22 protein-coding genes are annotated in these 24,039 nt (G+C 68.4%); 7 read left to right on the forward strand and 15 right to left on the reverse strand.

The genetic code is table 11. The features are described 5' to 3' along the window. Positions 1 to 47 precede the first annotated feature (47 nt). The gene (locus ACIA76_RS32740) at positions 48 to 1,031 is read left to right on the forward strand and encodes a TerC/Alx family metal homeostasis membrane protein (RefSeq protein ID WP_397157389.1); all 984 of its coding nucleotides are present in this window, start codon (positions 48 to 50) and stop codon (positions 1,029 to 1,031) included. Here ACIA76_RS32740 and ACIA76_RS32745 read toward each other — a convergent pair. The 5 genes from ACIA76_RS32745 to ACIA76_RS32765 form a co-directional block, all read right to left on the reverse strand. After that, positions 1,028 to 2,791: an SDR family oxidoreductase gene (locus ACIA76_RS32745; protein WP_397157391.1), complete on the reverse strand. Its 1,764-nt coding sequence runs from the start codon at positions 2,789 to 2,791 to the stop codon at positions 1,028 to 1,030. The two genes, ACIA76_RS32740 and ACIA76_RS32745, sit on opposite strands and share 4 nt — an antisense overlap. Positions 2,792 to 2,802: 11 nt before the next feature. After that, positions 2,803 to 3,912 carry a PDR/VanB family oxidoreductase gene (locus ACIA76_RS32750; RefSeq protein ID WP_397157393.1) on the reverse strand — a complete coding sequence of 370 codons (1,110 nt, stop codon included), beginning with the start codon at positions 3,910 to 3,912 and terminating at the stop codon, positions 2,803 to 2,805. Further along, complete coding sequence (locus tag ACIA76_RS32755; protein ID WP_397157395.1) at positions 3,909 to 4,814, reverse strand: metal-dependent hydrolase; 906 nt, start codon at positions 4,812 to 4,814, stop codon at positions 3,909 to 3,911. The genes ACIA76_RS32750 and ACIA76_RS32755 overlap by 4 nt, the downstream gene beginning before the upstream one ends. A gap of 115 nt (positions 4,815 to 4,929) precedes the next feature. Further along, positions 4,930 to 5,349: a hypothetical protein gene (locus ACIA76_RS32760; protein ID WP_397157396.1), complete on the reverse strand. Its 420-nt coding sequence runs from the start codon at positions 5,347 to 5,349 to the stop codon at positions 4,930 to 4,932. Continuing rightward, on the reverse strand, positions 5,342 to 5,671 hold the full coding sequence (locus ACIA76_RS32765; protein WP_397157398.1) for a winged helix-turn-helix transcriptional regulator: 330 nt from the start codon (positions 5,669 to 5,671) through the stop codon (positions 5,342 to 5,344). Before ACIA76_RS32765 ends, ACIA76_RS32760 begins: the two co-directional genes overlap by 8 nt. Before the next feature lie 50 nt (positions 5,672 to 5,721). On the opposite strand from ACIA76_RS32765, the gene ACIA76_RS32770 reads away from it, so the two are divergent. After that, entirely contained in the window at positions 5,722 to 6,459 is a 738-nt protein-coding gene (locus ACIA76_RS32770) for an SDR family oxidoreductase (protein WP_397157399.1), read from the forward strand. Here ACIA76_RS32770 and ACIA76_RS32775 read toward each other — a convergent pair. The 9 genes from ACIA76_RS32775 to ACIA76_RS32815 form a co-directional block, all read right to left on the reverse strand. Further along, entirely contained in the window at positions 6,441 to 7,313 is an 873-nt protein-coding gene (locus ACIA76_RS32775) for an alpha/beta fold hydrolase (protein WP_397157401.1), read from the reverse strand. The genes ACIA76_RS32770 and ACIA76_RS32775 overlap by 19 nt on opposite strands. Further along, the gene (locus tag ACIA76_RS32780; RefSeq protein ID WP_397157402.1) at positions 7,310 to 7,741 is read right to left on the reverse strand and encodes a helix-turn-helix domain-containing protein; all 432 of its coding nucleotides are present in this window, start codon (positions 7,739 to 7,741) and stop codon (positions 7,310 to 7,312) included. The genes ACIA76_RS32775 and ACIA76_RS32780 overlap by 4 nt, the downstream gene beginning before the upstream one ends. 64 nt (positions 7,742 to 7,805) lie before the next feature. Next, positions 7,806 to 8,585 carry an enoyl-CoA hydratase-related protein gene (locus ACIA76_RS32785; protein WP_397157404.1) on the reverse strand — a complete coding sequence of 260 codons (780 nt, stop codon included), beginning with the start codon at positions 8,583 to 8,585 and terminating at the stop codon, positions 7,806 to 7,808. 70 nt (positions 8,586 to 8,655) lie between these two features. After that, a complete protein-coding gene (locus tag ACIA76_RS32790) occupies positions 8,656 to 9,828 on the reverse strand; it encodes an XdhC family protein (protein WP_397157406.1) in 1,173 nt (390 codons plus the stop codon). A gap of 5 nt (positions 9,829 to 9,833) precedes the next feature. Beyond that, the gene (locus ACIA76_RS32795; protein ID WP_397157408.1) at positions 9,834 to 11,270 is read right to left on the reverse strand and encodes an NCS2 family permease; all 1,437 of its coding nucleotides are present in this window, start codon (positions 11,268 to 11,270) and stop codon (positions 9,834 to 9,836) included. Between the two features lie 155 nt (positions 11,271 to 11,425). Continuing rightward, positions 11,426 to 13,756 carry a molybdopterin cofactor-binding domain-containing protein gene (locus tag ACIA76_RS32800; protein ID WP_397157410.1) on the reverse strand — a complete coding sequence of 777 codons (2,331 nt, stop codon included), beginning with the start codon at positions 13,754 to 13,756 and terminating at the stop codon, positions 11,426 to 11,428. Further along, the gene (locus ACIA76_RS32805; protein WP_397157412.1) at positions 13,753 to 15,120 is read right to left on the reverse strand and encodes an 8-oxoguanine deaminase; all 1,368 of its coding nucleotides are present in this window, start codon (positions 15,118 to 15,120) and stop codon (positions 13,753 to 13,755) included. Before ACIA76_RS32805 ends, ACIA76_RS32800 begins: the two co-directional genes overlap by 4 nt. After that, the gene (locus ACIA76_RS32810; protein WP_397157414.1) at positions 15,117 to 15,590 is read right to left on the reverse strand and encodes a (2Fe-2S)-binding protein; all 474 of its coding nucleotides are present in this window, start codon (positions 15,588 to 15,590) and stop codon (positions 15,117 to 15,119) included. The genes ACIA76_RS32805 and ACIA76_RS32810 overlap by 4 nt, the downstream gene beginning before the upstream one ends. Further along, on the reverse strand, positions 15,590 to 16,459 hold the full coding sequence (locus tag ACIA76_RS32815; RefSeq protein WP_397157416.1) for an FAD binding domain-containing protein: 870 nt from the start codon (positions 16,457 to 16,459) through the stop codon (positions 15,590 to 15,592). The genes ACIA76_RS32810 and ACIA76_RS32815 overlap by 1 nt, the downstream gene beginning before the upstream one ends. A 255-nt stretch (positions 16,460 to 16,714) precedes the next feature. Here ACIA76_RS32815 and ACIA76_RS32820 point away from each other — a divergent pair, with 255 nt between their 5' ends. The 5 genes from ACIA76_RS32820 to ACIA76_RS32840 all read left to right on the forward strand — a co-directional run bounded on the left by ACIA76_RS32820 (position 16,715) and on the right by ACIA76_RS32840 (position 22,979). Then, on the forward strand, positions 16,715 to 18,214 hold the full coding sequence (locus ACIA76_RS32820; protein WP_397157418.1) for a PucR family transcriptional regulator: 1,500 nt from the start codon (positions 16,715 to 16,717) through the stop codon (positions 18,212 to 18,214). A 123-nt stretch (positions 18,215 to 18,337) separates the two neighbouring features. Then, the gene (gene sph, locus ACIA76_RS32825) at positions 18,338 to 19,318 is read left to right on the forward strand and encodes a sphingomyelin phosphodiesterase (protein ID WP_397157420.1); all 981 of its coding nucleotides are present in this window, start codon (positions 18,338 to 18,340) and stop codon (positions 19,316 to 19,318) included. A gap of 115 nt (positions 19,319 to 19,433) precedes the next feature. Next, positions 19,434 to 20,927 carry an alpha/beta fold hydrolase gene (locus ACIA76_RS32830; RefSeq protein ID WP_397157422.1) on the forward strand — a complete coding sequence of 498 codons (1,494 nt, stop codon included), beginning with the start codon at positions 19,434 to 19,436 and terminating at the stop codon, positions 20,925 to 20,927. Between the two features lie 46 nt (positions 20,928 to 20,973). Beyond that, on the forward strand, positions 20,974 to 21,666 hold the full coding sequence (locus tag ACIA76_RS32835; RefSeq protein ID WP_397157424.1) for a response regulator transcription factor: 693 nt from the start codon (positions 20,974 to 20,976) through the stop codon (positions 21,664 to 21,666). Continuing rightward, positions 21,666 to 22,979: an ATP-binding protein gene (locus ACIA76_RS32840; protein ID WP_397157426.1), complete on the forward strand. Its 1,314-nt coding sequence runs from the start codon at positions 21,666 to 21,668 to the stop codon at positions 22,977 to 22,979. Before ACIA76_RS32835 ends, ACIA76_RS32840 begins: the two co-directional genes overlap by 1 nt. Here the strand turns inward: ACIA76_RS32840 and add are convergent. After that, on the reverse strand, positions 22,961 to 23,977 hold the full coding sequence (add, locus tag ACIA76_RS32845; protein ID WP_397157428.1) for an adenosine deaminase: 1,017 nt from the start codon (positions 23,975 to 23,977) through the stop codon (positions 22,961 to 22,963). The two genes, ACIA76_RS32840 and add, sit on opposite strands and share 19 nt — an antisense overlap. Between the last annotated feature and the right edge of the window lie 62 nt (positions 23,978 to 24,039).

A 24,039-nucleotide genomic window follows, 5' to 3' on the forward strand; every position in this document is an offset into this window, starting at 1 on the left:
TACGGGCGAAGGAGACCTCGGGTTATCAGACGTACCCGAGGAGACCCGTGACCACCTATCTATCCACCGCCGCTCTCGACACGATCGCCTCGCCCTGGCTGTGGGCGGCGACGATCGCGGGCGTATTGGCGCTGCTGGCCCTGGATTTCGCGGTCACCCGCCGCCCGCACGAGGTCTCCATGCGCGAGGCGATCGGGTGGACGGTGTTCTATCTGGCACTGCCGGTCGGCTTCGGCCTGCTGGTCTGGGCGGGCTACGGCGGCACCCCGGCTACCGAATTCTTCACCGGCTATCTGCTCGAGAAATCGCTGTCGGTGGACAACCTGTTCGTCTTCATGCTGCTGCTCGCCGCGTTCGCGGTGCCCGCCGCGCTGCGCCAGCGGGTGCTGCTGTTCGGGATCGTGGGCGCGCTGGTGCTGCGCGGCGTATTCATCGCCCTCGGTGCGGCCGCGCTCGCCTCATTGGACTGGGCGTTCCTGTTGTTCGGCCTGATCCTGCTGGCCACGGCCGTCAAACTGCTCATCGATGCGGCCGGTGGACATGAGCAGGAGGTCGATATCGCCTCGATGCGTTCGGTGCGGCTGATGCGCAAGCTGATGCCGGTGACCGACGACTACCGCGGCACCCGGATGACCGTGCGCGAGGCGGGCCGCCGCGCCCTGACCCCGCTCGCCCTCGTGGTGACCGCGGTCATGGCGACCGATGTGGTGTTCGCGGTCGATTCGGTGCCCGCGGTCTACGGCGTGACCGGCGACCCGTATCTGGTCTTCGCCACCAACGCCTTCGCCCTGCTCGGTCTGCGCGCGCTGTACTTCGTGCTGCAGGAGGCCCTGTCCCGCCTGGTCCACCTGGCCTACGGCCTGGCCGTCATCCTCGCCTTCGTCGGCGTCAAGCTGACCCTGCACTGGGCGCACGGCATCTGGGACGGCATCCCGGAGATTCCGACCCTGGCCTCGCTGGGCGTGATCGTGGTGACGCTGGGCGTGGTCACTCTGACCAGCCTGCGCGCCACCGCGTCGCCCGCCTCTTAGGTCAGCTTCACTCGCGCCGCGACGAACCGGTGCAGGGCCGGGGCGAGGCGGTGGAAGTGGTATTGCAGATGCGATTCCGGGGTGACCGGGACGATCGGACGGTCACGCTCCACCGCCTTGACGATCTGCTCGGCCACCTTCTCCGGGCCGTAGGCGCGCATCCGGTAGAGGTGGTCGTAGCGGGCCTGCCTGGCGGCCTCCTCGTCCGCGGAGACGCCCGAGAACTTGGTGGTGGCAACGATATTGGTATGCACGATGCCGGGGCAGATCGTGTGGACCCCGATACCCTTGCCCGCCAGTTCGGCGCGCAGGCAGTCGGAGAACATGAACACCGCGGACTTACTCGTCGAGTAGGCGCTGAAGCCGCGCTGCGGGGTGTAGGCGGCCATGCTCGACAGATTGACGATATGTCCGCCGAGACCCCGCTCGGCCATCGCCGCGCCGAAGGTGCGGCAGCCGTTGATCACCCCGCCCAGGTTCACCCGCATGACCCGATCGAATTCGCTTGCGGACGTATCGAAGAAGTCGCCCGCCTGGCCGATGCCCGCGTTGTTGATCAGGATGTCGGGCACGCCGTGCGCCGCGATCACCGCGGCCGCATGCTCGGCCACGGCGGCCTCGTCGGCGACGTCGACCGCGTACGCGTGCGCCACACCGCCCTGTGCCGCAACGAGTTCCGCGGTCTGCTTGGCCGCGTCCAGATTGATATCCGACAGCACGATCTCCGCACCACGGCGCGCGAACGACAGCGCGGTCTCCCGGCCGATCCCGCTACCGCCGCCGGTGATCACCACCAGATGGTCCTCGAACCGCTCCCGTCCGCGCCCCACCTCGGCCCGGCGCAGCGCGCGCGGCGCCTCGCCGCCCGCCACCGCCGTCGCGAATTCGGTGGTGGCCGTGGCCAGCAGCTCCGGGTGGGAGTACGGCAGCCAGTGCCCGCCCGCGATCTCGCGCCGCCACAGCCGCGGCGCCCAGGCCTGCGAATCGTCGTATCCGGCGGGACGCACGGCCACATCGCGGCGCGCGATGATCAACTGCACCGGTACCTCGGTGCGCCGCTCGCGCGGATTGAGCAGGCGCGGAACGATATTCGCACGGTAGACCCGCATCCCGTCGAAGAAGTCCTCCCGGAACGCCGGGCCCAGCGTCACATTCTCCGGCGCGGTCTCGTTCATCAGCCCGACGAACCGCCGCCAGATCTTCTCCCCCGACAGCGGCCGCAACACCACCCGTGGCAGGCCCGGGATCATGAACAGGAAGGTGTACCACGACGACAGCATCTGCGTGAACGGCCCCCACGCCGCACCGCGGGACAGCCTGGCGCGCATCCACTGCGCGAGATGATCGAGATTCGGCCCCGATACCGAGGTGAACGAGGCGATCCGCTCGGCCGCGCGCGGCTCGCACACCGCCTCCCAGCCCTGCACCGAACCCCAGTCGTGCGCGAGCACATGCACCGGCCGATCCGGACTCACGGCATCGGCGACGGCGAAGAAGTCGGCGGCGAATTCGTCGAGCCGATAGTCCGCGGTGCGGTCGGTGCGGGTGGAGCGGCCGTGCCCGCGGGTGTCGTAGGCGACGACGTGAAACCGGTCGGCCAGCAACGGAATCACCCGATCCCACAGATGGTGATCGTCGGGCCAGCCGTGCACGAGCATCACGGTGTCCGCGGCCGGATCGCCGTATTCGTAGACGGCCAGGTCGAATTCGCCCCTACGGACGGTTCGTTCCGCGTCCGGGGCCGGGGTCCGATCGGTCACGGTGTTCTCCTTCACAGGTCCAGCACCAAACGTTCGCCGCCGCAGCGGGATACACAGATCAGCATGTCGCCGTCGGCGCGTTCGTCGGGGGTGAGCACGGTATCGCGATGTTCGACCTCCCCGGCGAGCACGCGCACCCGGCAGGTCCGGCAGAAACCCTGCCGACACGAGTAGGCGGCGTCCGGACGCAGGGTCAGCACCTGCTCGAGCGCGGAACGGTCGGCGGGCACCTCGACCACCTCACCGGTGCGGGCCAATTCGATCGTGAACGGCTTACCGTCGAGCACCGGAGGCGCGGAGAAGCGCTCGGAATGCAGTTCCACACCGGGCATTTCGCGTACGGCCGCGGCGATGGCAGCGGTCATGGGCACCGGACCGCAGCAGTACACGGAGGTATCGGGGCCGATCTCGCCGAGCAGATCCGCGGCGGTGGGCAGGCCGTAGGCGTCGTCGGTGCGCACCGCGACCCGGCCGCCGAAACTCTCCACCTCGTCCAGGAACGGGATGGTGTCGCGGCTGCGGCCGGTGTAGACCATGGACCAGTCCACGCCGAGCCGGTCGGCCATCCGCATCATCGGCAGGATCGGCGTGATCCCGATGCCGCCGGCCACGAAATGCAGTCGCGCGGAGTCGGATCCGTAACCGGGCAGCACGAAGGGGAACGCGTTGCGCGGGCCCCGCACCATGACGCGCGCGCCGATGCCCAGGGCCTCGTGCACCTCGAGCGAGCCGCCGCCACCGTCGGGGATGCGGCGCACCGCGATGCGATAGGCGTGCCGGTCGGCGGGATCACCGCACAGCGAATACTGCCGCAGCCGCCCCGAGGGCAGCTCCAGATCCAGATGCGCGCCCGGCCGCCACGCGGGCAACTCACGACCGTCGGGCGCGGCGAGCAGCAGGCCGACCACATCGGTGTCCTGGGCCTCCACCCGCCGCTCGATCACGGTCAGCCCGAGCCGCCGATCGTCCACGCGACCGGCGCGATCGCGGCGGTTGATCAGGGACGACCATCGGAGTCGGGTCTCCGCGATCGCGTCCACGACCCGAATCGTCCTGTCCCGCCGCCGTTTTCCGTACAGATCGGCGGGTGGTTGCGCCGGAACGGGGCGTCGCAGGGTCACGACGCGATCGCCCGCGCCGCCGGGGACTTGGCCAGATACGCCACCGCCTGTGCGGTCGAACCGACCGACTCCGGGGTGTAGCCGGGTGTGAACACCGACAGCGCGCTCCACAGCAGCGAGGGCACACCGGGCAGCGCGCCGCGCCACATCGAGCCGAACACCCGCACGATCAGCCGCGGATAGCCCAGATCCGGCATCGACTCGTCCTGGCGCACAAGGTATTTCGTGCCGCGCACCACCAGCGACAGGAAGATCGGGAAGGTGAACAGCATGAGCGCGCAGCGGCGCAGATAACCGATCTCGAAGTATTCGGCCACCTCATAGGCGACGAAGCGGTGTTCGACCTCCTCGGCGCCGTGCCAGCGGTACAGGTCCAGCATGTTGGGATCCGTGCCGAACCGCTCGAGGTCGGCATTGAGGATCCAGTCGCCGAGGAAGGCGAAGAAATGCTCGAGGGTCGCGATGAAGCCGAGCCGCTCGACCAGCGTCTGGAATTCCTTGCGGGCATCCTGGCCATCGCGCGGGCCCAGGGACTTGCGGAACAGGTATTCCATCTGGCGCACATAGGGTTCCACGTCGATGCCGTGCACGGTCAGCACCTCGTCGAGCACTCCGCTGTGCGTCTCGGCGTGCATGGATTCCTGCCCGATGAAGCCGAGCATCTGCTCGCGCAGCTTCTCGTCCTTGATCAGCGGCAGCGCCTCGGAGAAGGCCTGGCAGAACATCCGCTCGCCCTCGGGAAGCAGCAGGTTCAGCGCGTTGATCAGATGGGAGGCGATGGGCTCGTCGGCCATCCAGTGCAGTGGGGTATCGCGCCAGTCGAAGTGCACGTTCCGCGCGTGTAGCGCCACCTCGCCCGGATCAATGGTCCGCGGGCGCGCCCGAAGGGGAAGTAACTTCATCGGTACTCCTGGTCTGACTGTCACCGGCATCACTGTGCCGATTGCTTCGTGAGCGTAGCAACAGTCTACCAACTACATGCGACCGACGGTAACACCTAGAGTTCCCGGCAGGGCGTCAGCGCTTCGTCAGCGGCCAGACCAGCAGCTTCCCCGCGCCGTCGATGGTCGTGGCTCTAGTGAACACATGACCAGGCTCGATCGGTTCGGACAGGATGATGTGCACCGGTTTGGTGATGAAGTGCCCGGCCGCGCAGTTCGGATCGCAGGTGTTGGCCCGTTCGATCCCGTCACCCTCGGCGCGATCGGCGGCCCAGGTTTTCCAGTCGATCTGCTCGACCCGCACGCCCAGATCGGCACAGGCCAAGATCAGATCAGGCGGGCGCACGGCGGGCTTATCGAAGGAACAGTCGATAACTTCCAGCGTGCTGACGGGTGGTTGCGACGTGGGCGCGGGATCCTCGGAGGCGGAGGAGCCACAGGCCGAGGCAAGGGCGGCGACGACGGCTACCCCGACGAACCGAAACAGGTCACGCATCCAAGGCCTCCGCGATCGACCCGCGCCGACGATCGGCCCACTCCCACAGGGGTTCCAAGGCACGGGCGAGTTCCGTTCCGGCGGCGGTCAATTCATGGGACTTGTCCGCGCGCTGCACGGTCAGGCCCGCATTCTGCAGGGTGTGCAGACGCGCGGAGAGCATGCTCGACGAGCAGTTGCCCATCCGGCGGCGCAGTTCCAGAAAGCCCAGCGGCCCGGGCTCGAGCTCCCAGAGCACGCGCAGCATCCAGCGCTGCCCCAGCAGTTCCATCACCGCATGCCGCGCCGATCGCGACGCCCCCGATTCCCGTGCACTTCTCATTTCGAACTACTCTAGTAGTTCTGAATCAGAAGCGAACGGCAGGAGTGGGTATGCAAGCTCGGCGAATCGTGTTGATCACCGGCGCCTCGCGCGGGATCGGGGCCGAGACGGCCCGCATCCTGGCCGCCCGCGGCGACCACGTGGTACTCAACTACCGCGAGAAGCGCAGGCGCGCGCAGAATCTCGCCGATGAGATCGTGGCCGCGGGCGGCAGCGCCTCGATCGCCGGCGCCGATCTGACCGACGAGGCCGCCACGGCGGCGATGATCGCCGATATCGGCGACCGCCTCGGACGGGTGGACGTGCTGGTGCTCAACGCCTCCGGCGGACTCGAGCACGGCGCCCCGCCGGATTACGCCATGACCATCAATCGCGATGCGCAGCTGCGGCTGGTGCGCGCGGCCGGGCCGCGGCTGGCCGCCGGGAGCCGCGTCGTCTTCGTCACCAGCCATCAGGCCCACTTCCACGGCCGCAGGCCCGTTCCCGCGGGCTATGAGCCGATCGCGGCGAGCAAGCGGGCCGGTGAGGACGCGCTGCGCGCCCTGATCCCCGAATTCGCCGAGCGCGGAATCGGTTTCACCGTGGTCTCGGGCGATATGATCGACGGCACCATCATCGTGCGCCTGCTGGAGCGCCGTGATCCGGCGGCGGTGGCGGCCCGGACCGAACACGGCCCGCTGCCCACCGTCGAGGAGTTCGCCACCGCCGTCGCGGACGCGACCACGCATCCGGCCGAGCCGGGCTCGACCGTCTACGTCGGCGGCGCGGACTACCTGACCTCGTCCTGAACCCCGTCGGCCACAGCGGTTTCCAGGAACTCCCCCACCGCCGCGGTCTGCCCGAAGATCGCATGCCCGACCTCCGGCAGCAATCGCACCGTCGCATGCGGCACGAATTCGCGTGCCCGCCGGGCGATCTCCGCGGAGTCGAACATGACGTCGAGACCGCCGACGATCACCAGCACCGGCATGGCGAGCCCGCGCAGCTGATCGTCGGTGAACACAGGTAACCGCTCCATGCGGGGCCGGAAGTGGGTGGCGATCAGGACCACATCATCCAGGATCGGCGCGACCTGTTCCGAGCGCAGCCCGGTGACGATGCTCGCCGTCCGGCGCAGGCCCCGGCGTCCGAACAGCCGCAGCGGCAACAGTTTCAGCAGATAGCCGAACCGCTGCGGCCCGATCCCGCCCGGGCACAGCAACACCAGCCGATCGATCCGGCCGGGGCGGCGCAGCGCGTAATCCAGTGCGGTCCAACCACCCAGGGACATACCCAGCATCGCGGCCCGCGTAAGCCCGAGGCCCGCAAGGACATCGTCGAGCCACAGCGCGACCTCCTCGGAATCCAGGCGCGGCCGAGACGGCGCGGACAGACCCGGCTCACCCACCAGGTCCACCGCGTAGACGCGGAAATCCCGTGCCCAGGAGGCGATATCGCCACGCCAGGCGCTGGCATTGGCGCTCGAGCCGTGCAACAGCACCAGCGGCGGCGCGTCCATCGGACCCGACGCCACCACGAACGTCTCGCCCTCCCGCGTCGGCACGCGCAGCTCATCGAACGGAATCGGCCAGGCGCGCAACGCCTCTCGATAGCGAGCGAGGATCTTCTCGCCCCCGGCCTCGGACTTGTAGATCGCGTTCACGGCGCGAGCACTCCCTCCATGTAGTCGAACAACCGAGCCGTCTCACCCAGCCCGCCCACGACGACGACCTTCATCCGAGCCCGCTGCTCGTCGTAGATGATCTGCACCCGCAGCGGCCGCACGGTCGAATCATGGCTGCGCGCCGCACCCATCAGCAGACTGCTCAGCCGGTCGGCCGTGGTGCGGTCGACCGCATCGATCTCGACGATGCTCGACACCTCGGTGTATCGCTCGCGGCCCGCCGATTCCCGAACCGTCTCGGGCACCGGGCGACCGGTGAACGCCTCGAGATCGGCGTGCGCGATGCGGTACTGCTTGCCGATGCGCACGGCGGGCAGACGACCCTCGCGCACATAGCCGCGGATGGTGCGCACATGCAGGCCGAGACGTTCGGCGACGTCCTCGACGGAATAGAGACGATCGGTCACGCGAACTACTCTAAACATCCCTATTCAGATGCGCAATAGGGATGTTTAGGGAAGGTTAGGGAAGTCAGTCCGGCCAGACGGGCTGCCGCTTCTCCAGGAATGCCGCCATCCCCTCCTGCGCCCCGGGCAGCTGTGAGGCGGCCGCCATGACCTCCACCGCGATCGTGTACGCGTCGGTCTCGGGCCGGTCGAGCTGTGCGTAGAGGGTGCGCTTGCCCAGCGCCTTGGACGCGCGGCTGCCGCGGGTCGCGCGGGCCATCAACTCGGCGACGGCCGCGTCGAGGTCCGCGTCCGGGACCACGCGATTGATCAGCCCCCACTGTTCGGCGGTATGCGCGTCGATCGTGTCGCCGGTCAGCGCGAGTTCCATCAGCCGCTTGCGGCCGATCGCGCGGGCGACCGGCACGGCCGGGGTATGACAGAACCAGCCGCCCTTGCCGCCGGGCAGTGCGAATCCGGCGGATTCGGCCGCCACGGCGAGATCACAGGAGGCCACCAGCTGACATCCGGCCGCGGTCGCCAGGCCGTGCACGCGTGCGATGACCACCTGCGGCACAGTCTGAATGGCCGACATCACCTCGGTGCACAGGGTCAGCAGTTCGCGTACCTCCAGCAGATATCGCGAGGCGACATCGGTGAAGTCGTGTCCGGCGGAGAACACCGGCCCGGCCGCGCCCAGCACGATTCCGGTGGCGTCGCTGCTACCCGCCGCGCGAAACGCGGTCAGCAGTTCGGTCAGATGGTCGGACGAGAGCGTATTGCGGCGCTTGGGCCGGTTCATGGTGATGTGGACGGTATCGCCGTCCCGGGCTACGAGCAGATGCTGGTATTGCGCGGCGGTCATGCCTCACACGGTAGAACGACCGAGCCGGACACACAGCCCCGTCCTGCCGATCCATCGCATCCGACCCCTCTCATCTGGGCGCGAGCGCGGCGCTGAGCACGGTGTCGGTGGTGCGTCCGACCGGTGCGGCGAGATCGGGTACGGGAGCGGCACTGTATTCCATCGGCGGCGGCGCCACGGTATCGTTCGCGCCGAACCGATGGATGGGCCCGTCACCGGCCGCCAGCGATCCCCCGCCGCCGCCGCGGCGCACCGCCACGATCTCGGCGGCGACGGCCACGGCCGTCTCCTCCGGGGTGTGCCCGCCCAGATCCAGTCCGATCGGCGAATACAGCCGCACCAGTTCGCCTTCGGTGAGCCCCGCCGCGCGCAGCCGGGTCAGCCGGTCGGTGTGGGTGCGCCGCGATCCCATCGCACCCACATAGGCCACCGGCAGCCGCAACGCCACCTCCAGCACCGGCACATCGAACTTCGCGTCATGGGTGAGCACGCAGATCACCGTGCGCGAATCGACCTGGGCGCCTTCGAGATAGCGGTGCGGCCAGTCGACGACCACCTCGTCCGCGTCCGGGAAGCGGGCCGGTGTGGCGAATACCGGCCGGGCATCGCAGACCGTGACGTGATAGCCGAGGAACTTGCCGATCCGGGCGACCGCGGCCGCGAAATCGATCGCGCCGAAGACGATCATCCGCGGCGGTGGCACCGACGATTCCACGAACACCGTGACCTCCTCTGTGCCGCAACCGATGACGCGAATGCCGGTGCCGCCCAGGTCGAGCATGGCCCGCGCCTCGGCGAGCACCCGGCTGTCGAATCGCGCGCCGGTCGCCCAGTCCGGGCCCAGCGCCGCGGTGGCGCCGGTATGCACATCCCGGACCAGCGCGACCGCGCCCTCGCCGCACAGCATCGCCTCGATCGCCGCATGGTCGCGCGAGTCGACCGGATGGACCAGCACCTCGAGCACCCCGCCACAGGTCAGCCCGACGGCGAAGGCGTCGGAATCGCTGTAGCCGAACGTCTCTCGCAGCGGCAGGCCCGTGCGCAGCGCCTCGCGGCACAGCTCGTACACCGCGCCCTCCACGCAGCCGCCGGAGATGCTGCCGATGACGGTGCCCTCGTCGTCCACCGCCATCGCCGCGCCCAGCGGGCGGGGCGCGCTGCCGGTGATCGCGACGATGCTGGCGACGGCATAGGCCTTGTCCGCCGCATGCCAGGACAATAGTTCCGTGGTCAGCTCGCGCATGATCATCACCCTCCAAACAGCAGTTCGATGGCGGAGATGGCGAAGTAGCAGGCGAATACGACGCTCACCACCCATACCAGCCAATGGATTTCGCGGAACTTGCCGCGCGCCGCCTTGATCACCGTGTACGAGATCAGGCCCGCGCCGACGCCGTTGGTGATCGAATAGGTGAACGGCATCGCCACGATGGTGAGGAACGCGGGGACCGCGACCTCCAGATCGCTCCAGTCGATCTTGCGGGCCTGCGTCATCATCAACGCGCCCACCAGCACCAGCGCCGGGGCCGCCGCCTGAATCGGCACCACGCCCGCGATCGGCGTGAAGAACACCGCGGCACAGAACAATCCGCCGGTCACCACGCTGGTCAGTCCGGTGCGCGCACCCTCTCCGACGCCCGTCGCCGATTCGACGTAGACCGTGGAACCCGCACCGCCGCTGGCGCCGCCGATGATCTGCGCGACACCGTCGATGGTCAATACCCGGCCCAGGCCCGGCATGGTGCCACGCTCATCGAGCAGACCCGCCTCGTCGCAGACCCCGAAAACCGTTCCCATGGCATCGAAGAAGCCGGTCAGCACGAGGGTGAACAGCACCACCCCGGCGGTCAGGGCCCCCGCCCGGGCGAAGCCGCCGATCGGGTCGATATGCAGCATGAGGCCGAAATCCGGTGCGGCGAAGAGCTTATGGGGCATCTTCGGCACGACCGTGCCCCAGGCCTTCGGGCTGATCGTGGCGACGGCGTTGATGACGATCGCGAGCACGGTCGAGGTCGCGATGCTGATCAGGATCGCGCCGGGCACCTTGCGGATGTAGAGCGCGAGCATCAGCAGCAGTCCGACCCCGAACACGACGACCGGCCAGCCCTCGAGATGTCCGTCGGGGCCGAGGCCCACCGGCGGCCCGGTCGGCGAGCCGTGCCCGACCACCCCGGACGACACCAGTCCGATCAGCGCGATGAACATCCCGATGCCGACGCCGATGGCGTTCTTCAATGCCAGCGGAATGGCGTTGATGATCATCGTCCGCAGCCCGCTGGCGGCCATGATCACGATGATCACGCCCATCAGCACCACCAGACCCATGGTCTGCGGCCAGGTCATATGCGGTGCGGCCTGATAGGCGACGACCGGCACCACGCCCAGCCCGGCGGCCAGCGCCAGCGGAACGTTGCCGACCAGACCCATCAGAATGGTGGACAGCCCCGCGGAAAACGCTGTGGCCGTGGTGAGTTGCGCGATGCTCAGATGCGTGCCGTCGATATCCGTCGCGCCGCCCAGAATCAGCGGCACGAGCAGGATGACATAGGCCATCGCTACGAAAGTCGTGATACCACCGCGAATTTCGCGAGAGACGGTGCTGCGGCGTTCACCGATCCGGAAGATCCGATCGAGAGCGGACCTACCGGCCGCGGGGGTGATGGTACGAGTCTGTACTTGGGTCATTGGTGTGCCCTCCCTGGGCATACCCGACCTGAGGTCCGTGCCGTCAGCGGACCTGGGGTTCGGTATTGCGGTTGTGGATTCCTCGCTTCGCTCGGAAACAAGGGCGAAGCCGAAGCCTTTGCTCGGTTTCCGAGCGAAGCGAGGAATCCCGTTGATCAACAGCTGGAAATGATGTCCCCCGGACGAACCGGCGCCCTGGTGAGGTCCCCCGATCCGCCGGCGGCCCGGCACGCGTGTCGAATGGCCGAGACGATGGCCGGAGTGGAGGAGAGCGTGGGTGGCTCCCCGGCGCCGCGCAGCCCGTAAGGGGCATGCGGATCGGCGTTCTCGAGGATCTCGAGGGTCTGGGTCGGGGTGTCGAGAATGGTCGGGATGAGATAGTCGGTGAACGAGGGGTTGCGCACCTTTCCGTTGGTGACCTGGATTTCCTCCATGACCGCCAGGCCGAGGCCCTGCACGGATCCGCCGTGGATCTGACCCTCGAGCGAGAGCCGGTTCATGATCTTGCCGACGTCCTGGACCGCGTCCAGCGCGACGACCTTGACCAGGCCGAGTTCGGTGTCGACGTCGACCACCGCGCGATGTACGCAGACGGCGAGCTGGGTGTGGCTGTTGCCCTGCCCGGTCACCGGATCCATGCCCGTGGTCGGCTTGTGCTGATAGATACGGGTCTCCTCGACGACCCCCTCATCGAGAACGTCGACGATCGCCGCGAGCACCTCGCCGGTAGGCGAGACCACTTTGCCGCCAACCAGATTCGAGGCCCCGTGATGACCCTGCGCGGCGGCCAGGTCGAGCACGCGGGCCCGCACCGCCTCGCAGGCCGTCTTGACCGCGCCGCCGGTCATATAGGTCTGGCGCGAGGCCGACGAGGAGCCGGAATCCCCGACCCCGTTGTCGGCCGGGTGAATCGTCACCCGTTCGATGCCCAGTTCGGTGCGCGCGATCTGCGCCTCGACCGTCACCAGGCCCTGCCCGACCTCCGCCGCGGCGGTATGCACCAGCGCGACCGCCTCTCCCGCAACGACTTCCAGTCGCACCCGCGCGGTGGAGTAGTCGTCGAAACCCTCGGAGAAGCAGATGTTCTTGATGCCGATGCCATAGCCGACGCCGCGCACCACACCCTCACCGTGCGTGGTCTGTGAGGCGCCGCCGGGCAGATTGCGAATATCGGTGGCGTCCAACGGTTCCGGCAGCGGCATCGCGCGCAGCTGGCCGAGCATCTCGCGCAACGGCGTCGGCGCGTGCAGCACCTGCCCGGTCGCCAGCCTCGAACCCTGCGACACGACATTGAGCTGACGCACGCGCACCGGATCCATGCCCAGCGCGTCGGCCAGCTTGTCCATCATCGACTCGTGCGCGAAACATGCCTGGACAGCACCGAATCCGCGCATCGCGCCGCAGGGCGGGTTGTTGGTGTACACACCGTAGGCGTCGATCTCGAGATGCGGGAACTCGTACGGCCCCACCGCCAGTGACGAGGCGTTGCCGGTGACGTTGAGCGTGGCCGAGGTGTAGGCGCCGCCGTCGAGCACGATCTTCACCTTCGCGAAGGTCAGTGCGCCCGCGCGGGTCGCGCCGAATTCGTACCACATCTGCGCCGGATGCCGGTGCACGTGACCGAAGAACGACTCCTCGCGGTTGTAGACCATCTTGACCGGCTTGCCGGTGTACATCGCCAGCATGCCCGCGTGGATCTGCATCGACAGGTCCTCGCGGCCACCGAAGGCGCCGCCGACACCGGCCAGCGTCATGCGGATCTTCTCGTCCGGCAGCCGCAGGCACGGCCCGATCTGGGACAGATCGTTATGCATCCACTGGGTGGCGACGTAGAAGTCGAGCCCACCGTCCTCGGCCGGGACCACCAGACCCGATTCCGGACCGAGGAAGGCCTGGTCCTGGATGCCGACGTCGTACTTGCCGCTGACCACGACCTCGGCGAGCGCACGGCCCACCGCGAGATCGCCGACGCGCACCGGCTGATGCCGCGCGATACCGCCGCGCTCCTGAACCTTCAGGTTCTCCGGATCATCCACCACCGCAACGGGATCGGTGATCGGCTCCAGCACCTCCCAGTCGATCTCGATGGCCGCCGCGGCGCGCCGCGCGATCTCGGGATGGTCGGCGGCCACCAGCGCGATCGGCTCGCCCTGATGGCGCACCTCGCCGATGGCCAGCACCGGCTGATCCCAGGTGTGATCGAGGCCGTAGACCTTGCGGCCGGGCACATCCTCGTGGGTGAGCACCGCGTGCACGCCGTCCATCGCCACCGCCGCGGTGATATCCATGCCCAGGATGCGGGCCCGCGGATGGGGGCTGCGCAGGGTCGTGCCCCACAGCATGCCGTCCATCCACAGATCCGAGGAATACGCGAACTCGCCCTTGACCTTCAGCGTGCCGTCGGGCCGCAGCGGGCTCTCGCCGATGCCGCCCTTGCCGGGTGCGGCGACCTCACCCGGAAAGCGGGTCGAACGTGTGGCTGTCATTGCCTACCCTCCTCGCGCAGCAGCCGGGCGCGGGCGCGCGCACCAGCGACGGCGAGCTCGTCCTGTGCGACCGTGCGCAGTTCGTCGTTCTCCACCACGGTCCGGCCGCCCACCAGCAGCCGCGCCAGCGGCGGGGTGGGGCCGAATACCAAGGCGCACACCGGATCCGCGACCGCGGCACGGAAGCCGTCGACCCGCCAGACCGCGATATCGGCCAGCTTGCCGACCTCGAGGCTGCCGATCTCGGTGTGGCGGCCCAGATTCCGGGCGCCGCCCAGGGTGCCGATCCGCAGCGCCTGGCGGGCGGTCAGCGCGTCCGGGCCGTGCACCGCGCGCTGGAACAGCATGGCCTGGCGCATCTCCCCGGCCAGCGACGTCAGCTCGCTCGACGCCGCACCGTCCACGCCCAGGCCCACCGGTGCACCGGCGGCGAGCAGATCGGCCACGCGGGCGATGCCCGCGCCGAGCCGGGCATTGGAGGTCGGACAGTGCGCGGTGCCGGTCCCGGTATCGGCGAAGCGCCGAATATCCTTGTCGTGCAGATGAACCGCGTGCGCGAACCAGACGTCGTCGCCGAGCCAGCCGATCTTCTCCATGTATTCGACCGGGGTGCAACCCATCTGCTCGCGGCAGTGCCGCTCCTCGTCGAGGGTTTCGGCGAGATGGGTGTGCAGGCGCACGCCCTTGTCGCGGGCCAGCGCGGCCGATTCGCGCATCAGCGCCTCGCTGACCGAGAACGGCGAACACGGCGCGACGGCCACCCGCAGCATCGAATCGAACGACGCGTCGTGGTAGCGGTCGATCGTCTCGATCGTGTTGCGCAGGATCTCGTCGGTCTTCTCCACCACCTCGTCCGGCGGCAGCCCACCGTCGGACTGCCCGCGGTCCATCGAGCCCCGGCACGGGTGGAAGCGCAGTCCCACCTCGGCGGCCGCGCGCACCTCGGCGTCGAACAGATCGCCGCGGCCCTGCGGGAAGACGTAGTGATGATCGCTGGCGGTGGTGCAGCCGGACAGCGCGAGCCAGGCCAGGCCCGCGCCCGCCGCGCCGTAGACCACCTCGGCGTCCATCCGCGCCCAGGTGCGATACAGCCCGGTCAGCCATTCGAACAGCGTCGAATCCTGATACAGGCCTTGGCTTGCCCATTGGTAGAGGTGATGGTGGGTGTTGATCAGGCCGGGGGTGACCAGGCAGCCGCGGGCATCGATGCGTTCGGCGCCGTCGAGTTTCGGGGCGGGGCCCGCGCCGAGGGCGGCGATCCGGCCGTTCTCGATTGTCAGATAACCGGATTCGATCTCGTCACCGACAACCGGTGCGAGGTAGGCATTCTCAATGACGACCCGCTGGGCGGTGGGGTGATTCACTGCGCCGCCGCCTTCCGCCCGGCGGCCAGCCGCACCGCGTCCAGGATCTTCTCGTAACCCGTACAGCGGCACAGGTTTCCGGCCAGCGCCTCCCGAATCTCGGCATCCGAGGGATCAGGGATGCGCTCGATCAGGTCGTGCGCCTGCACGATCAGGCCCGGGGTACAGAAACCGCATTGCACCGCACCGGCTTCGACGAATGCCTGCTGCATCGGATCGAGCCGATCACCCGACGCCAGCCCCTCCACGGTCCGCACCGAGCGCCCATGCGCCTGACCCGCCGCGACCAGGCACGAACATACCGGCGTGCCGTCCAGATACACCGTGCACGAACCACATTCGCCTTGTTCGCAGGCATTCTTGGAGCCGGGCAGCCCCATGCGCTCGCGCAGCATGTACAGCAGGCTCTCCCCCTCCCAGACCTCGTCGACGGTCTCACCGGACCCGTTGACCTCGAAGCTCACGCGCATCAGGCCGCACTCCTCTGCGCCGCGAGGTCGTTCCAAGCCCAGGTCAGAGTGCGGCGCGCCATCACCGACAGGGCGTGCTTGCGATAGTCGGCGGTGCCGCGGACATCGTCGATCGGCTTGGCCGCCGCGGCGACCAGCGCGCCGAAATCGCGCAATACCGAATCAGCCAGCGGGCCGGGATCGGCCCAGGGCAGCGCCTCGGCCAGATACCGCTCGGCCTCGGTGGCCCGCAGCGGGGTCGGACCCGAGGAGCCGATACCCGTTCCCGCCGTTCGGGTATGCGGATGCAGTGCCACCGCGAACGAACACACCGCGATCACCATCGCGTTGCGGGTACCCACCTTCGAGAAGTATTGCGGCCCAGTGGCCGGGTCCAGCCAGATCGCGCGGATCAGCTCATCGGGTTGCAGCGCGTTCTTCTTCACCCAGACGTAGAAATCATCGATCGGAATCATGCGCGAGCCGCGGGCCGCGGATTCGGCCTCGATCACCGCATGCGCGGCCAGCAGCGCCGGATGGCTGTCCCCGGCGGGCGAGGCGGCGCCCAGATTGCCGCCGACCGAACCGCGATTGCGGATCTGTGGTGAGCCGACCGTGCGCGCGGCCTGCGCCAGGCCCGGGACCGCGGCGGCGAAGTCGCGGATGATCTTCACGTACGGCACCCCCGCGCCGATCCGCAGCCTGCCCTCGACCCGCTCCACCCGCTGTAATTGCCGGCACGGGTTCAGATCCAGCAGCGCGGCCGGACGCCCCTTGTCGAAATTCAGCTCGACCATCACATCGGTGCCGCCCTGAATGGGCATGGCCTCCGGGTGGGCGGCCTTCAATTCGAGCGCCTCCGCCCAATCGGCGGGTCGCAGGAATTCCATCTGACCTCCATCGGCATAAAACGTGTTCCACGAGTACACCCGCCGGGAGACCGCCCCGGCCACGACCGGAACTCCGAACTGTGCATTGGTTCACACCGACCCGTTTGTGTGTACCTCCAAACCGGGTGACAACCGTGTTACCCCGGCCCCCTACGGTGACGACCGTGTTACCGGCCCCGGTGGCCTCGGACACATCGGCCCGGTACCGAGCAAGTCGGGGACAGTCGCGGCCACGGACTGTTAGGTTCGGAAATCATGCGTCTTCGTTCCCTGCTCACCATGACGGATCTGGGTTTGGAGCTCGTCACCGGGGAAGAGGAGCTCGACCGGTTCGTGCGCTGGGTGATCACCCAGGACATGCCCGATCCCAGCCGCTATCTGTCCGGTGGCGAACTCGTGCTCACCGGCATGCAATGGCATCACTCCCCGGCCGACGCCGAAACCTTCGTCGCCGCACTGGCCCGTGGCCGGGTCGCCGCGCTGGCCACCGGCGACGCCCGCTACGGCGAACCGCCGCAGGATGTGATCGACGCCTGCCGCCGCTATCGGGTGCCGCTGTTCCGGGTGCACGAGCAGGTGGCGTTCGCGACGGTCACCGAACGGCTGACCCGCATGCTGTCCACGGGTCGCGCGGCGGATCTCACCGCGATCCTGGACCGGCATCGGCAGCTGGTCGCGGGCACCGGACTCGGTTCGGTGCTGAATCTGCTCGAACACGATCTGGGCCTGCGCTGCTGGGTGCTGTCCTCGGCCGGACGGGTGGTGGACGGGCCGAATCAGACCCCGCCCGCCGATGCCGTGCAGGCCTTCCTCGAGGCGCGCCGGCTGCCGCGCGTGCTCATCTCCGAGGACCGGCCCTATTCGCTGTTCGCGGTCGACGAGCACGGCACCTCGCGGGTGGCCGATTGGCTGCTGGTCTTCGAGGGCGACTGCACCGACTGGCCGGAGGAACGCCGGGCACTGGCCGGTGAACTGGCGGCGGTGGTGTCGCTGGAGCGGGCCCGTCAGGACGATCGGCAGAGCGCCGAGGGGCGCCTGGCCGAGGAGCTGATCGGGCTGATCGTCTCCGATGCCAAACCGGCGGATATCATTTCGCGCCTGGAGCTGACCGGGCTCGGCGCGGCGAATCGCTACGTCGCGGTCGCGGCCATGGCCGACGACGGCCTGCGGCCCAGGGAGTTACGCGCGCTGCTGCGCGAAATCCTCTACGGCACAACGCCCGCCGCGGGCGTGGTCGACGGCGAGGCGATCGCCCTGGTCCCCACCGACCGCACCGTCGTCGATCGCATCCACGCCGCGATCGATATGCTCGCACCCGGTCTCGGATCCACCCACCTGTCGATCGGCGTCAGCGGCGTGGTCGACGGCGAGGGATTGCGCGGCGCGGTCGAGGAGGCCCGCTACGCGCGGCGCATGGCCGCCGGGCGCGGACCGGCGGCCAATGTCGTCGGCCACGATGAATTGGCCACGCATATGCTGCTTTTGGCGAGCGTGCCCGATGAGGTCCGCCGGATGTTCCGGCTGCGCCTGCTGGACCCGCTGACCAGTTACGACCAGGACAATGGCGCGGATCTCGTGCACACCCTGGAGACATTCCTCGAGACCTCGGGCTCCTGGACCCGCAGCGCGGAACTGCTGCACGTCCACGTGAACACCCTGCGCTACCGCATCGCCCGCATCGAGGAACTCACCGGCCGCGATCTGTCGCGACTCGAGGACCGCGTGGATTTCTTTCTGGCACTTGCCCTCCGATGACAGTTCCACTCGGTAACATCTGAGCCTCATATCCCGTCCACCTCCGCGTCGATTTGTCCGATTTCTCTGTCCCCACCCGCTCGTGATCCGGGCGGGCCTGTCGGATCGAAGGAGACGCACCACATGTCGCTCAGCCGTTGCAGAACGCTGCGAACGCTGATCACCCTCGCCGCCACCGCGGTGCTGGGCCTGAGCCTGCCGCACACCGCGCAGGCCGCACCCGCCACACCGGCGCTGAAGGTGTTGACCTACAACACCTTTCTGATGAGCACGACACTCTACCCGAACTGGGGCCAGGAGCACCGCGCCAAGGCCATCGTGGCCGCCGACTTCTTCCGCGGCAACGATGTGGTGGTCCTGCAGGAGGCGTTCGACAACGACATCTCCGAATCGCTGAAAGCCGATGCGGCGAAGCAGTATCCGCATCAGACCCCGGTGGTCGGGCGCACCAAGGACGGCTGGGACGCCACCGGCGGGAAGTACTCCGACAAGACCGTCGAGGACGGCGGCGTGGTCGTGATGAGCAAGTGGCCGATGCTCCGCAAGGAGCAGGTTCTGTTCGAAAACGGTTGCGGCGTGGACTGGACCGCGAACAAGGGCTTCGCCTACGTCGTCCTGGATGTGAAGGGCGTGAAGGTGCACTTCGTCGGCACTCATACCCAGTCCACCGACAACCGTTGCCGCGCGGGCGAAGCCGCCTCCGACCGGGGCAAGCAGTTCCGCCAGATCGCGGCCTTCCTGGACAGCAAGCACATCCCCGCGACCGAACAGGTCATGGTGGCAGGCGATCTCAACGTCGACTCGCACGGCCCGGAGTACCAGACCATGCTCGACAACGCGGGCCTGGATCCGGCCGATACCCGCGCCGGACACCCGTACTCGTTCGATACCGAGACCAATTCCATTGCCTCCTACCGCTATCCGGGTGAGGCGCGCGAGGATCTGGACTACGTCCTGTTCCGCCGCGGTCACGCCCGCCCGGCCAATTGGACCAATACGGTCATCCGCGAACAGAGTGCGCCGTGGACGGTGACCAGCTGGGGTAAGGACTACACCTACACCAACCTGTCCGACCACTACCCGGTCGTCGCCGGCGCACGCTGAGCCGTCTCCCTCGATCTTCGAATTCTTACGTTGTCTTGCCGTTCGGCCGACGCCGCTCTGACATTCGCTGGGCAGCATCTGTGCTCGTCGGACAACGAAAGTAGGAGGTCGCAGGATGCGTGGTCTGCGTAGGACGGTAAGCCTGGCCCTGGCGGTCGCCGCGGCCGGCGGGGTGCTCGCGGGATGCGGCGGCGGGGCCGACGACTCGTCGTCGGCCCCGGGCTGGTGCCCCGCGGTGGCGGCGCATGAGGTGCGCTGCGGCACGGTGGCACGGCCGCTGGTCGCCGACCGGCCGGACCTGGGCGAGGTGAACGTCGGCTACGCCTGGATTCGTCACGGTCGCGGCGATATGCCGAACATGGGGACGATCGTGCCGAATCCGGGCGGGCCGGGCGTGCCGATGATCGCGCACGCCGCCGAGGCGGCGACGCTGACCGAGACGATGCTCGCCGATCACGATCTGCTGCTCATCGATCCGCGCGGCACCGGGGTGTCGGGCCCGATCGATTGCGATGTGACGGAACGGGAATTCCAGCTCGGCTCCCACGACCAGCAGCAACAGGCCGTGGCGCGCTGCGGTGAACACCTCGGCCCCCGCGCGGCCGGCTACACCACCGCGGCCACGGCCGACGACTTCGACGCCGTGCGGGCGAAACTGGGAATCGACAAGCTGGTGCTCTACGGCATCTCCTACGGCACCTATCTCATGCCGGTCTATGCCCAGCGCCATCCCGAGCACGTGCAGTCGATCGTGCTGTCGGGCGCGTATCCGCCCGACTACGACAAACTGCAGCGGCCCAACGCCGAGGCGGTCTCGCTGACGCTGCGTCGGATCTGCGAGCGCAGCCGCGCCTGCGACCCAGCGACTGCGGTGGCCGATCTGCGGGCGACCGCACAGCGCTTGCGAGACACCCCGATTGCCGTGGACGGCCCGAATCCGCTGCTGCTGGACGAGGCCAAGCTCGCCAACTTCATCTTCGAGGAGGGCACCTCCAACGTCGGCATGGATCCGGCCGCGCTGACACCGCTGGGCATGCTGCCCGCCGCCCTGCACGCCGCGGTCGCGGGTGACGACGGGCCGCTGCGGGAGTTCGCGACCCATATCGTCGCCGGATCGCCGTATGAGAAGATCGGCGCGTTCATCGCCGTCACCTGCAACGACTATCCGCAGTTCTGGTCGCCGGAAGCCGGTGTGCCGCAACGCGAACAGCAGTATCGCCACGCGCTGGCGCAGGTCCCCGAACTGGGCGCGTTCAGCACCGAGGGCTTCGCCGCGGCCCAGCGCGATCAGGGCGATGTCTGCCTGCGCTGGACCACTGCCTCCCATCCGCGCCCCGATCAGATGCGTGAACCGCTGCCGAACGTCCCGGTGCTGGTGCTCTCCGGTGATCTGGACGCCGTCACCCCCGATGCGAACGGCAAGCTCGCCGCCGCCCGCTTCCAGCACGCGATCTTCCTCTCCGTGCCCAATACCGGCCACGTCCCGGATCTGGAGCCCAGCGGCTGTGTGGTGGGCCTGGTGAACGAATTCCTGCGCACCGGCGCCCTCGCGTCGACCTCCTGCGTCCAACAGATCCCGCCGATCGCCGTGACGCCGGTCTCGAAGTGAGCGAGCCCTGAGTATGTCCACATCCACCACCAGCCAGAATGACCTCATGCAAGCCGTGAACCCGGGCCCGTCGGTACTCGTCGTCGAGGACGATCCGAACGTGCGAAGCACATTGGAACAGCTGCTGCGTTTCGAGGGCTACCGGGTACAGGTCGCCGTCGACGGCCGCTCGGCGCTGGACCTGCTCGAGCATGAGCGACCGGATCTGGCGGTGGTGGATGTGATGATGCCGCGCCTGGACGGCCTGTCGCTGTGCCGGGCCCTGCGCCGCCGGGGCGACCGCTTGCCCATCCTGGTGCTGACCGCCCGGCATCAGGTGGGCGACCGGGTCGCGGGCCTGGACGCCGGGGCGGACGACTATCTGCCCAAACCGTTCGATACCGAGGAACTGCTGGCGCGGCTGCGTGCCCTGTTGCGCCGCAGCGCACCCGATCCCGTCGAGGTGCTCACCGTCGGCGATCTGACCCTGGACCCGGCCACCCGGGAGGTACGCCGCGGCGAGGTGAGCTTCGATCTGACCCGCACCGAATTCGACGTCCTGGAACTGCTGATGCGCAATCAGCGGATCGTGCTCACCAGAAGCCGCATCTACGAACATATCTGGGGCTACGACTTCGATACCGAATCCCGCTCGCTGGATGTGTACATCGGCTATCTGCGCCGCAAACTCGAAACCGACGGCGCACCGCGCCTGATCCACACCGTGCGCAACGTCGGCTACACCATCCGGGAGCAGTGATGTTGCGCGTCCGCATCACCTTGGTGGCGGTCACCGCGGTGGTGGCCGCCATCCTGGTCGCGATCGTCACCGCCTATCAGGGCGTCGCGCCGCTGGTCGCCGATCAGATCGATCGCGGCCTGTCCGACCGCGCCGATACCGTTGCGGCACTGCTGGATTCGGGTGCGCCGATACCCGGGCGCCCGGATATGACCGAACAGCTGCTGACCGTGGACGGCGCTGTGCGGGCCCTGGCGCCGGGCCGGGCGGCGCTGCCGGTCTCCGAGGCCGACCGCGCCATCGCGCGCAGCGGCGACGGCACCGCCGAATCCGACGCCACCGTCGACGGTAAGGATTACGGCGTATTCACCAAGGCGCGACCGGGCGGCGGCGCGATCATGGTGGGCCAGAACCAGTCCGAGGTCGCCCGCATCGATAACGAATTCCTCTGGCGCACAGGGTGGATCACGGCGCTGGCGGTTCTCGCGGTGACCGCGTTCAGCTGGCTGCTGATCGGCCGAATCCTGCGACCGATCGGCCGCCTGGTCGACGCCACCGAGCGGATCACCGCCACCGGGGACCTGTCCGCGCGACTGCCCGCGGCCGGTCGCGACGAAATCGGTGAACTGACAGGCAACTTCAACACCATGCTGGCCGCGCTGCGGCTCTCCCGTGCCCAGCAGCAGCGCCTCGTCGCCGACGCCGGACATGAGCTGCGCACCCCGCTCACCTCGATCCGCGGCAGCGCCGAACTGCTGCAGCGCGCCCGCGGGCGGCTCGCGCCCAACGACGAAACGAGGGTACTGAGCACCCTCGTCCAGGAGGCCAAGGCGCTCGACACCCTCGTCGGCGAACTCGTCGACCTGTCCACCGATCACGATATCGCCGAGCCCGCAAGCACTCTGGACCTCTCCGAACTCGCCGAGGACTGCGCCCAGCGCTTCCGCCGCCGCACCGGGCGCGTCATCACCGTCACCGCCGCGGATCCGATACCGATCCTCGCCCGCCCGCGCGCGCTGGCCCGATGCGTGGACAATCTGCTCGACAACGCCCTCAAGTACAGCCCCGCCGACACTCCCGTCGAGACGCATGTGCGCGGCGGACGGCTCTGGGTCCGCGACCACGGCCCCGGCATCGACACCACCGAACCGATCTTCGATCGCTTCTACCGAGCCGACCGCACCCGCGCCACGCCCGGCTCGGGCCTGGGCCTGGCCATCGTCCACGACATCGTCACCGCGCAGCACGGAAAGGTCTTCGCCGCCAACCATTCCGGCGGCGGGGCCGAGGTCGGCTTCGAGCTGCGATCGAATGGTCAGGACCTGCCCACGTAGGCGTCGATCTCGCGCAGGAAGGCGTCCTGGCGCGCGGGGGTGATCCAGGCGGCGCGGAAGGAGTTGGCGGCCAACGTGATCAGATGATCGCGGGTCAGGGCGGCGTGCTCGGCGAGGTCGACGTAGTTGTCGGCGATATACGCGCCGAAGTAGGCCGGATCGTCACTGTTGAGGGTCACCAGCAGGCCGCGGTCGAGCAGGGTGGTGATCTCGGTGGCCTTCATCTGTTCGGTCACAAACGAATTCGAGACCGGGCAGCAGGTCAGCGCGATGCCCTTGGACTTGGCCAGCTCGACCAGATCGTCGTCCTCGACGATATTGGTGCCGTGATCGATCCGGTCGACCCCGATCTCGGTCAGCGCCTGGCGGATGTGCTCGATGGAGTCGGGCTGATCGATATCGCAGTGCATGGTCAGCAGGAAGCCCTCGCGGCGGGCGCGCTCGAATACGGCGGCGAACGCGCGCGGCGGATTGCCGCGCTCATCGGAATCCAGGCCGACGCCGATGATCCAGTCCCGATACGGCAGCGCCTCGAGCAGCGTCGCCATCGCGTATTCCGGCGACTGATCGCGCAGGAAGCACATGATCAACTCCGCGGAGATGCCGTATTCGCGACGGGCGCGCACGATCGCCGAACGATATCCGCTCACCACGGTCGCGAAGGGCACCCCGCGCGAGGTGTGGGCCTGCGGATCGAAGAACATCTCGACATGCCGCACGCCCTGGGTGTGCACGCGCACGAGGTATTCGTAGGCCAGATCATGAAAGTCCACGGCCTGACGCAGCACCGTCATCGCCGGATAGTAGACCCGCAGAAACGAGGTCAGATCGTGAAACCGGTAGGTCTCGCGCACCTGTTCCACGGTTCGCTCCGGCAACTCGATCCCGTTGCGCCGGGCGAGCCGGAACTTCAGATCCGGCTCCAGAGTGCCCTCGAGATGCAGATGCAATTCGGCCTTGGGCAGCGCGCGCACGAACGCGGCAAGTTCGGACAGCATGCCCCCATCATCCACCGCCGCAACGTTTTACGAGCCGCGATGGCACGACGGGTCGCGAGGCT

This window comes from Nocardia sp. NPDC051570 (genome assembly GCF_044454005.1).
Taxonomy (GTDB): Bacteria; Actinomycetota; Actinomycetes; order Mycobacteriales; family Mycobacteriaceae; genus Nocardia.

Bases quoted from the DNA above. Each gene is read 5' to 3' on its own strand.
- ACIA76_RS32755 (WP_397157395.1), bottom strand. From the start codon at position 4,814: ATGAAGTTACTTCCCCTTCGGGCGCGCCCGCGGACCATTGATCCGGGC.
- ACIA76_RS32760 (WP_397157396.1), bottom strand. From the start codon at position 5,349: ATGCGTGACCTGTTTCGGTTCGTCGGGGTAGCCGTCGTCGCCGCCCTT.
- ACIA76_RS32765 (WP_397157398.1), bottom strand. From the start codon at position 5,671: ATGAGAAGTGCACGGGAATCGGGGGCGTCGCGATCGGCGCGGCATGCG.
- ACIA76_RS32770 (WP_397157399.1), top strand. From the start codon at position 5,722: ATGCAAGCTCGGCGAATCGTGTTGATCACCGGCGCCTCGCGCGGGATC.
- ACIA76_RS32785 (WP_397157404.1), bottom strand. From the start codon at position 8,585: ATGACCGCCGCGCAATACCAGCATCTGCTCGTAGCCCGGGACGGCGAT.
- ACIA76_RS32790 (WP_397157406.1), bottom strand. From the start codon at position 9,828: ATGCGCGAGCTGACCACGGAACTATTGTCCTGGCATGCGGCGGACAAG.
- ACIA76_RS32795 (WP_397157408.1), bottom strand. From the start codon at position 11,270: ATGACCCAAGTACAGACTCGTACCATCACCCCCGCGGCCGGTAGGTCC.
- ACIA76_RS32800 (WP_397157410.1), bottom strand. From the start codon at position 13,756: ATGACAGCCACACGTTCGACCCGCTTTCCGGGTGAGGTCGCCGCACCC.
- ACIA76_RS32810 (WP_397157414.1), bottom strand. From the start codon at position 15,590: ATGCGCGTGAGCTTCGAGGTCAACGGGTCCGGTGAGACCGTCGACGAG.
- ACIA76_RS32815 (WP_397157416.1), bottom strand. From the start codon at position 16,459: ATGGAATTCCTGCGACCCGCCGATTGGGCGGAGGCGCTCGAATTGAAG.
- ACIA76_RS32820 (WP_397157418.1), top strand. From the start codon at position 16,715: ATGCGTCTTCGTTCCCTGCTCACCATGACGGATCTGGGTTTGGAGCTC.
- sph (WP_397157420.1), top strand. From the start codon at position 18,338: ATGTCGCTCAGCCGTTGCAGAACGCTGCGAACGCTGATCACCCTCGCC.
- ACIA76_RS32830 (WP_397157422.1), top strand. From the start codon at position 19,434: ATGCGTGGTCTGCGTAGGACGGTAAGCCTGGCCCTGGCGGTCGCCGCG.
- ACIA76_RS32835 (WP_397157424.1), top strand. From the start codon at position 20,974: ATGCAAGCCGTGAACCCGGGCCCGTCGGTACTCGTCGTCGAGGACGAT.
- ACIA76_RS32840 (WP_397157426.1), top strand. From the start codon at position 21,666: ATGTTGCGCGTCCGCATCACCTTGGTGGCGGTCACCGCGGTGGTGGCC.
- add (WP_397157428.1), bottom strand. From the start codon at position 23,977: ATGCTGTCCGAACTTGCCGCGTTCGTGCGCGCGCTGCCCAAGGCCGAA.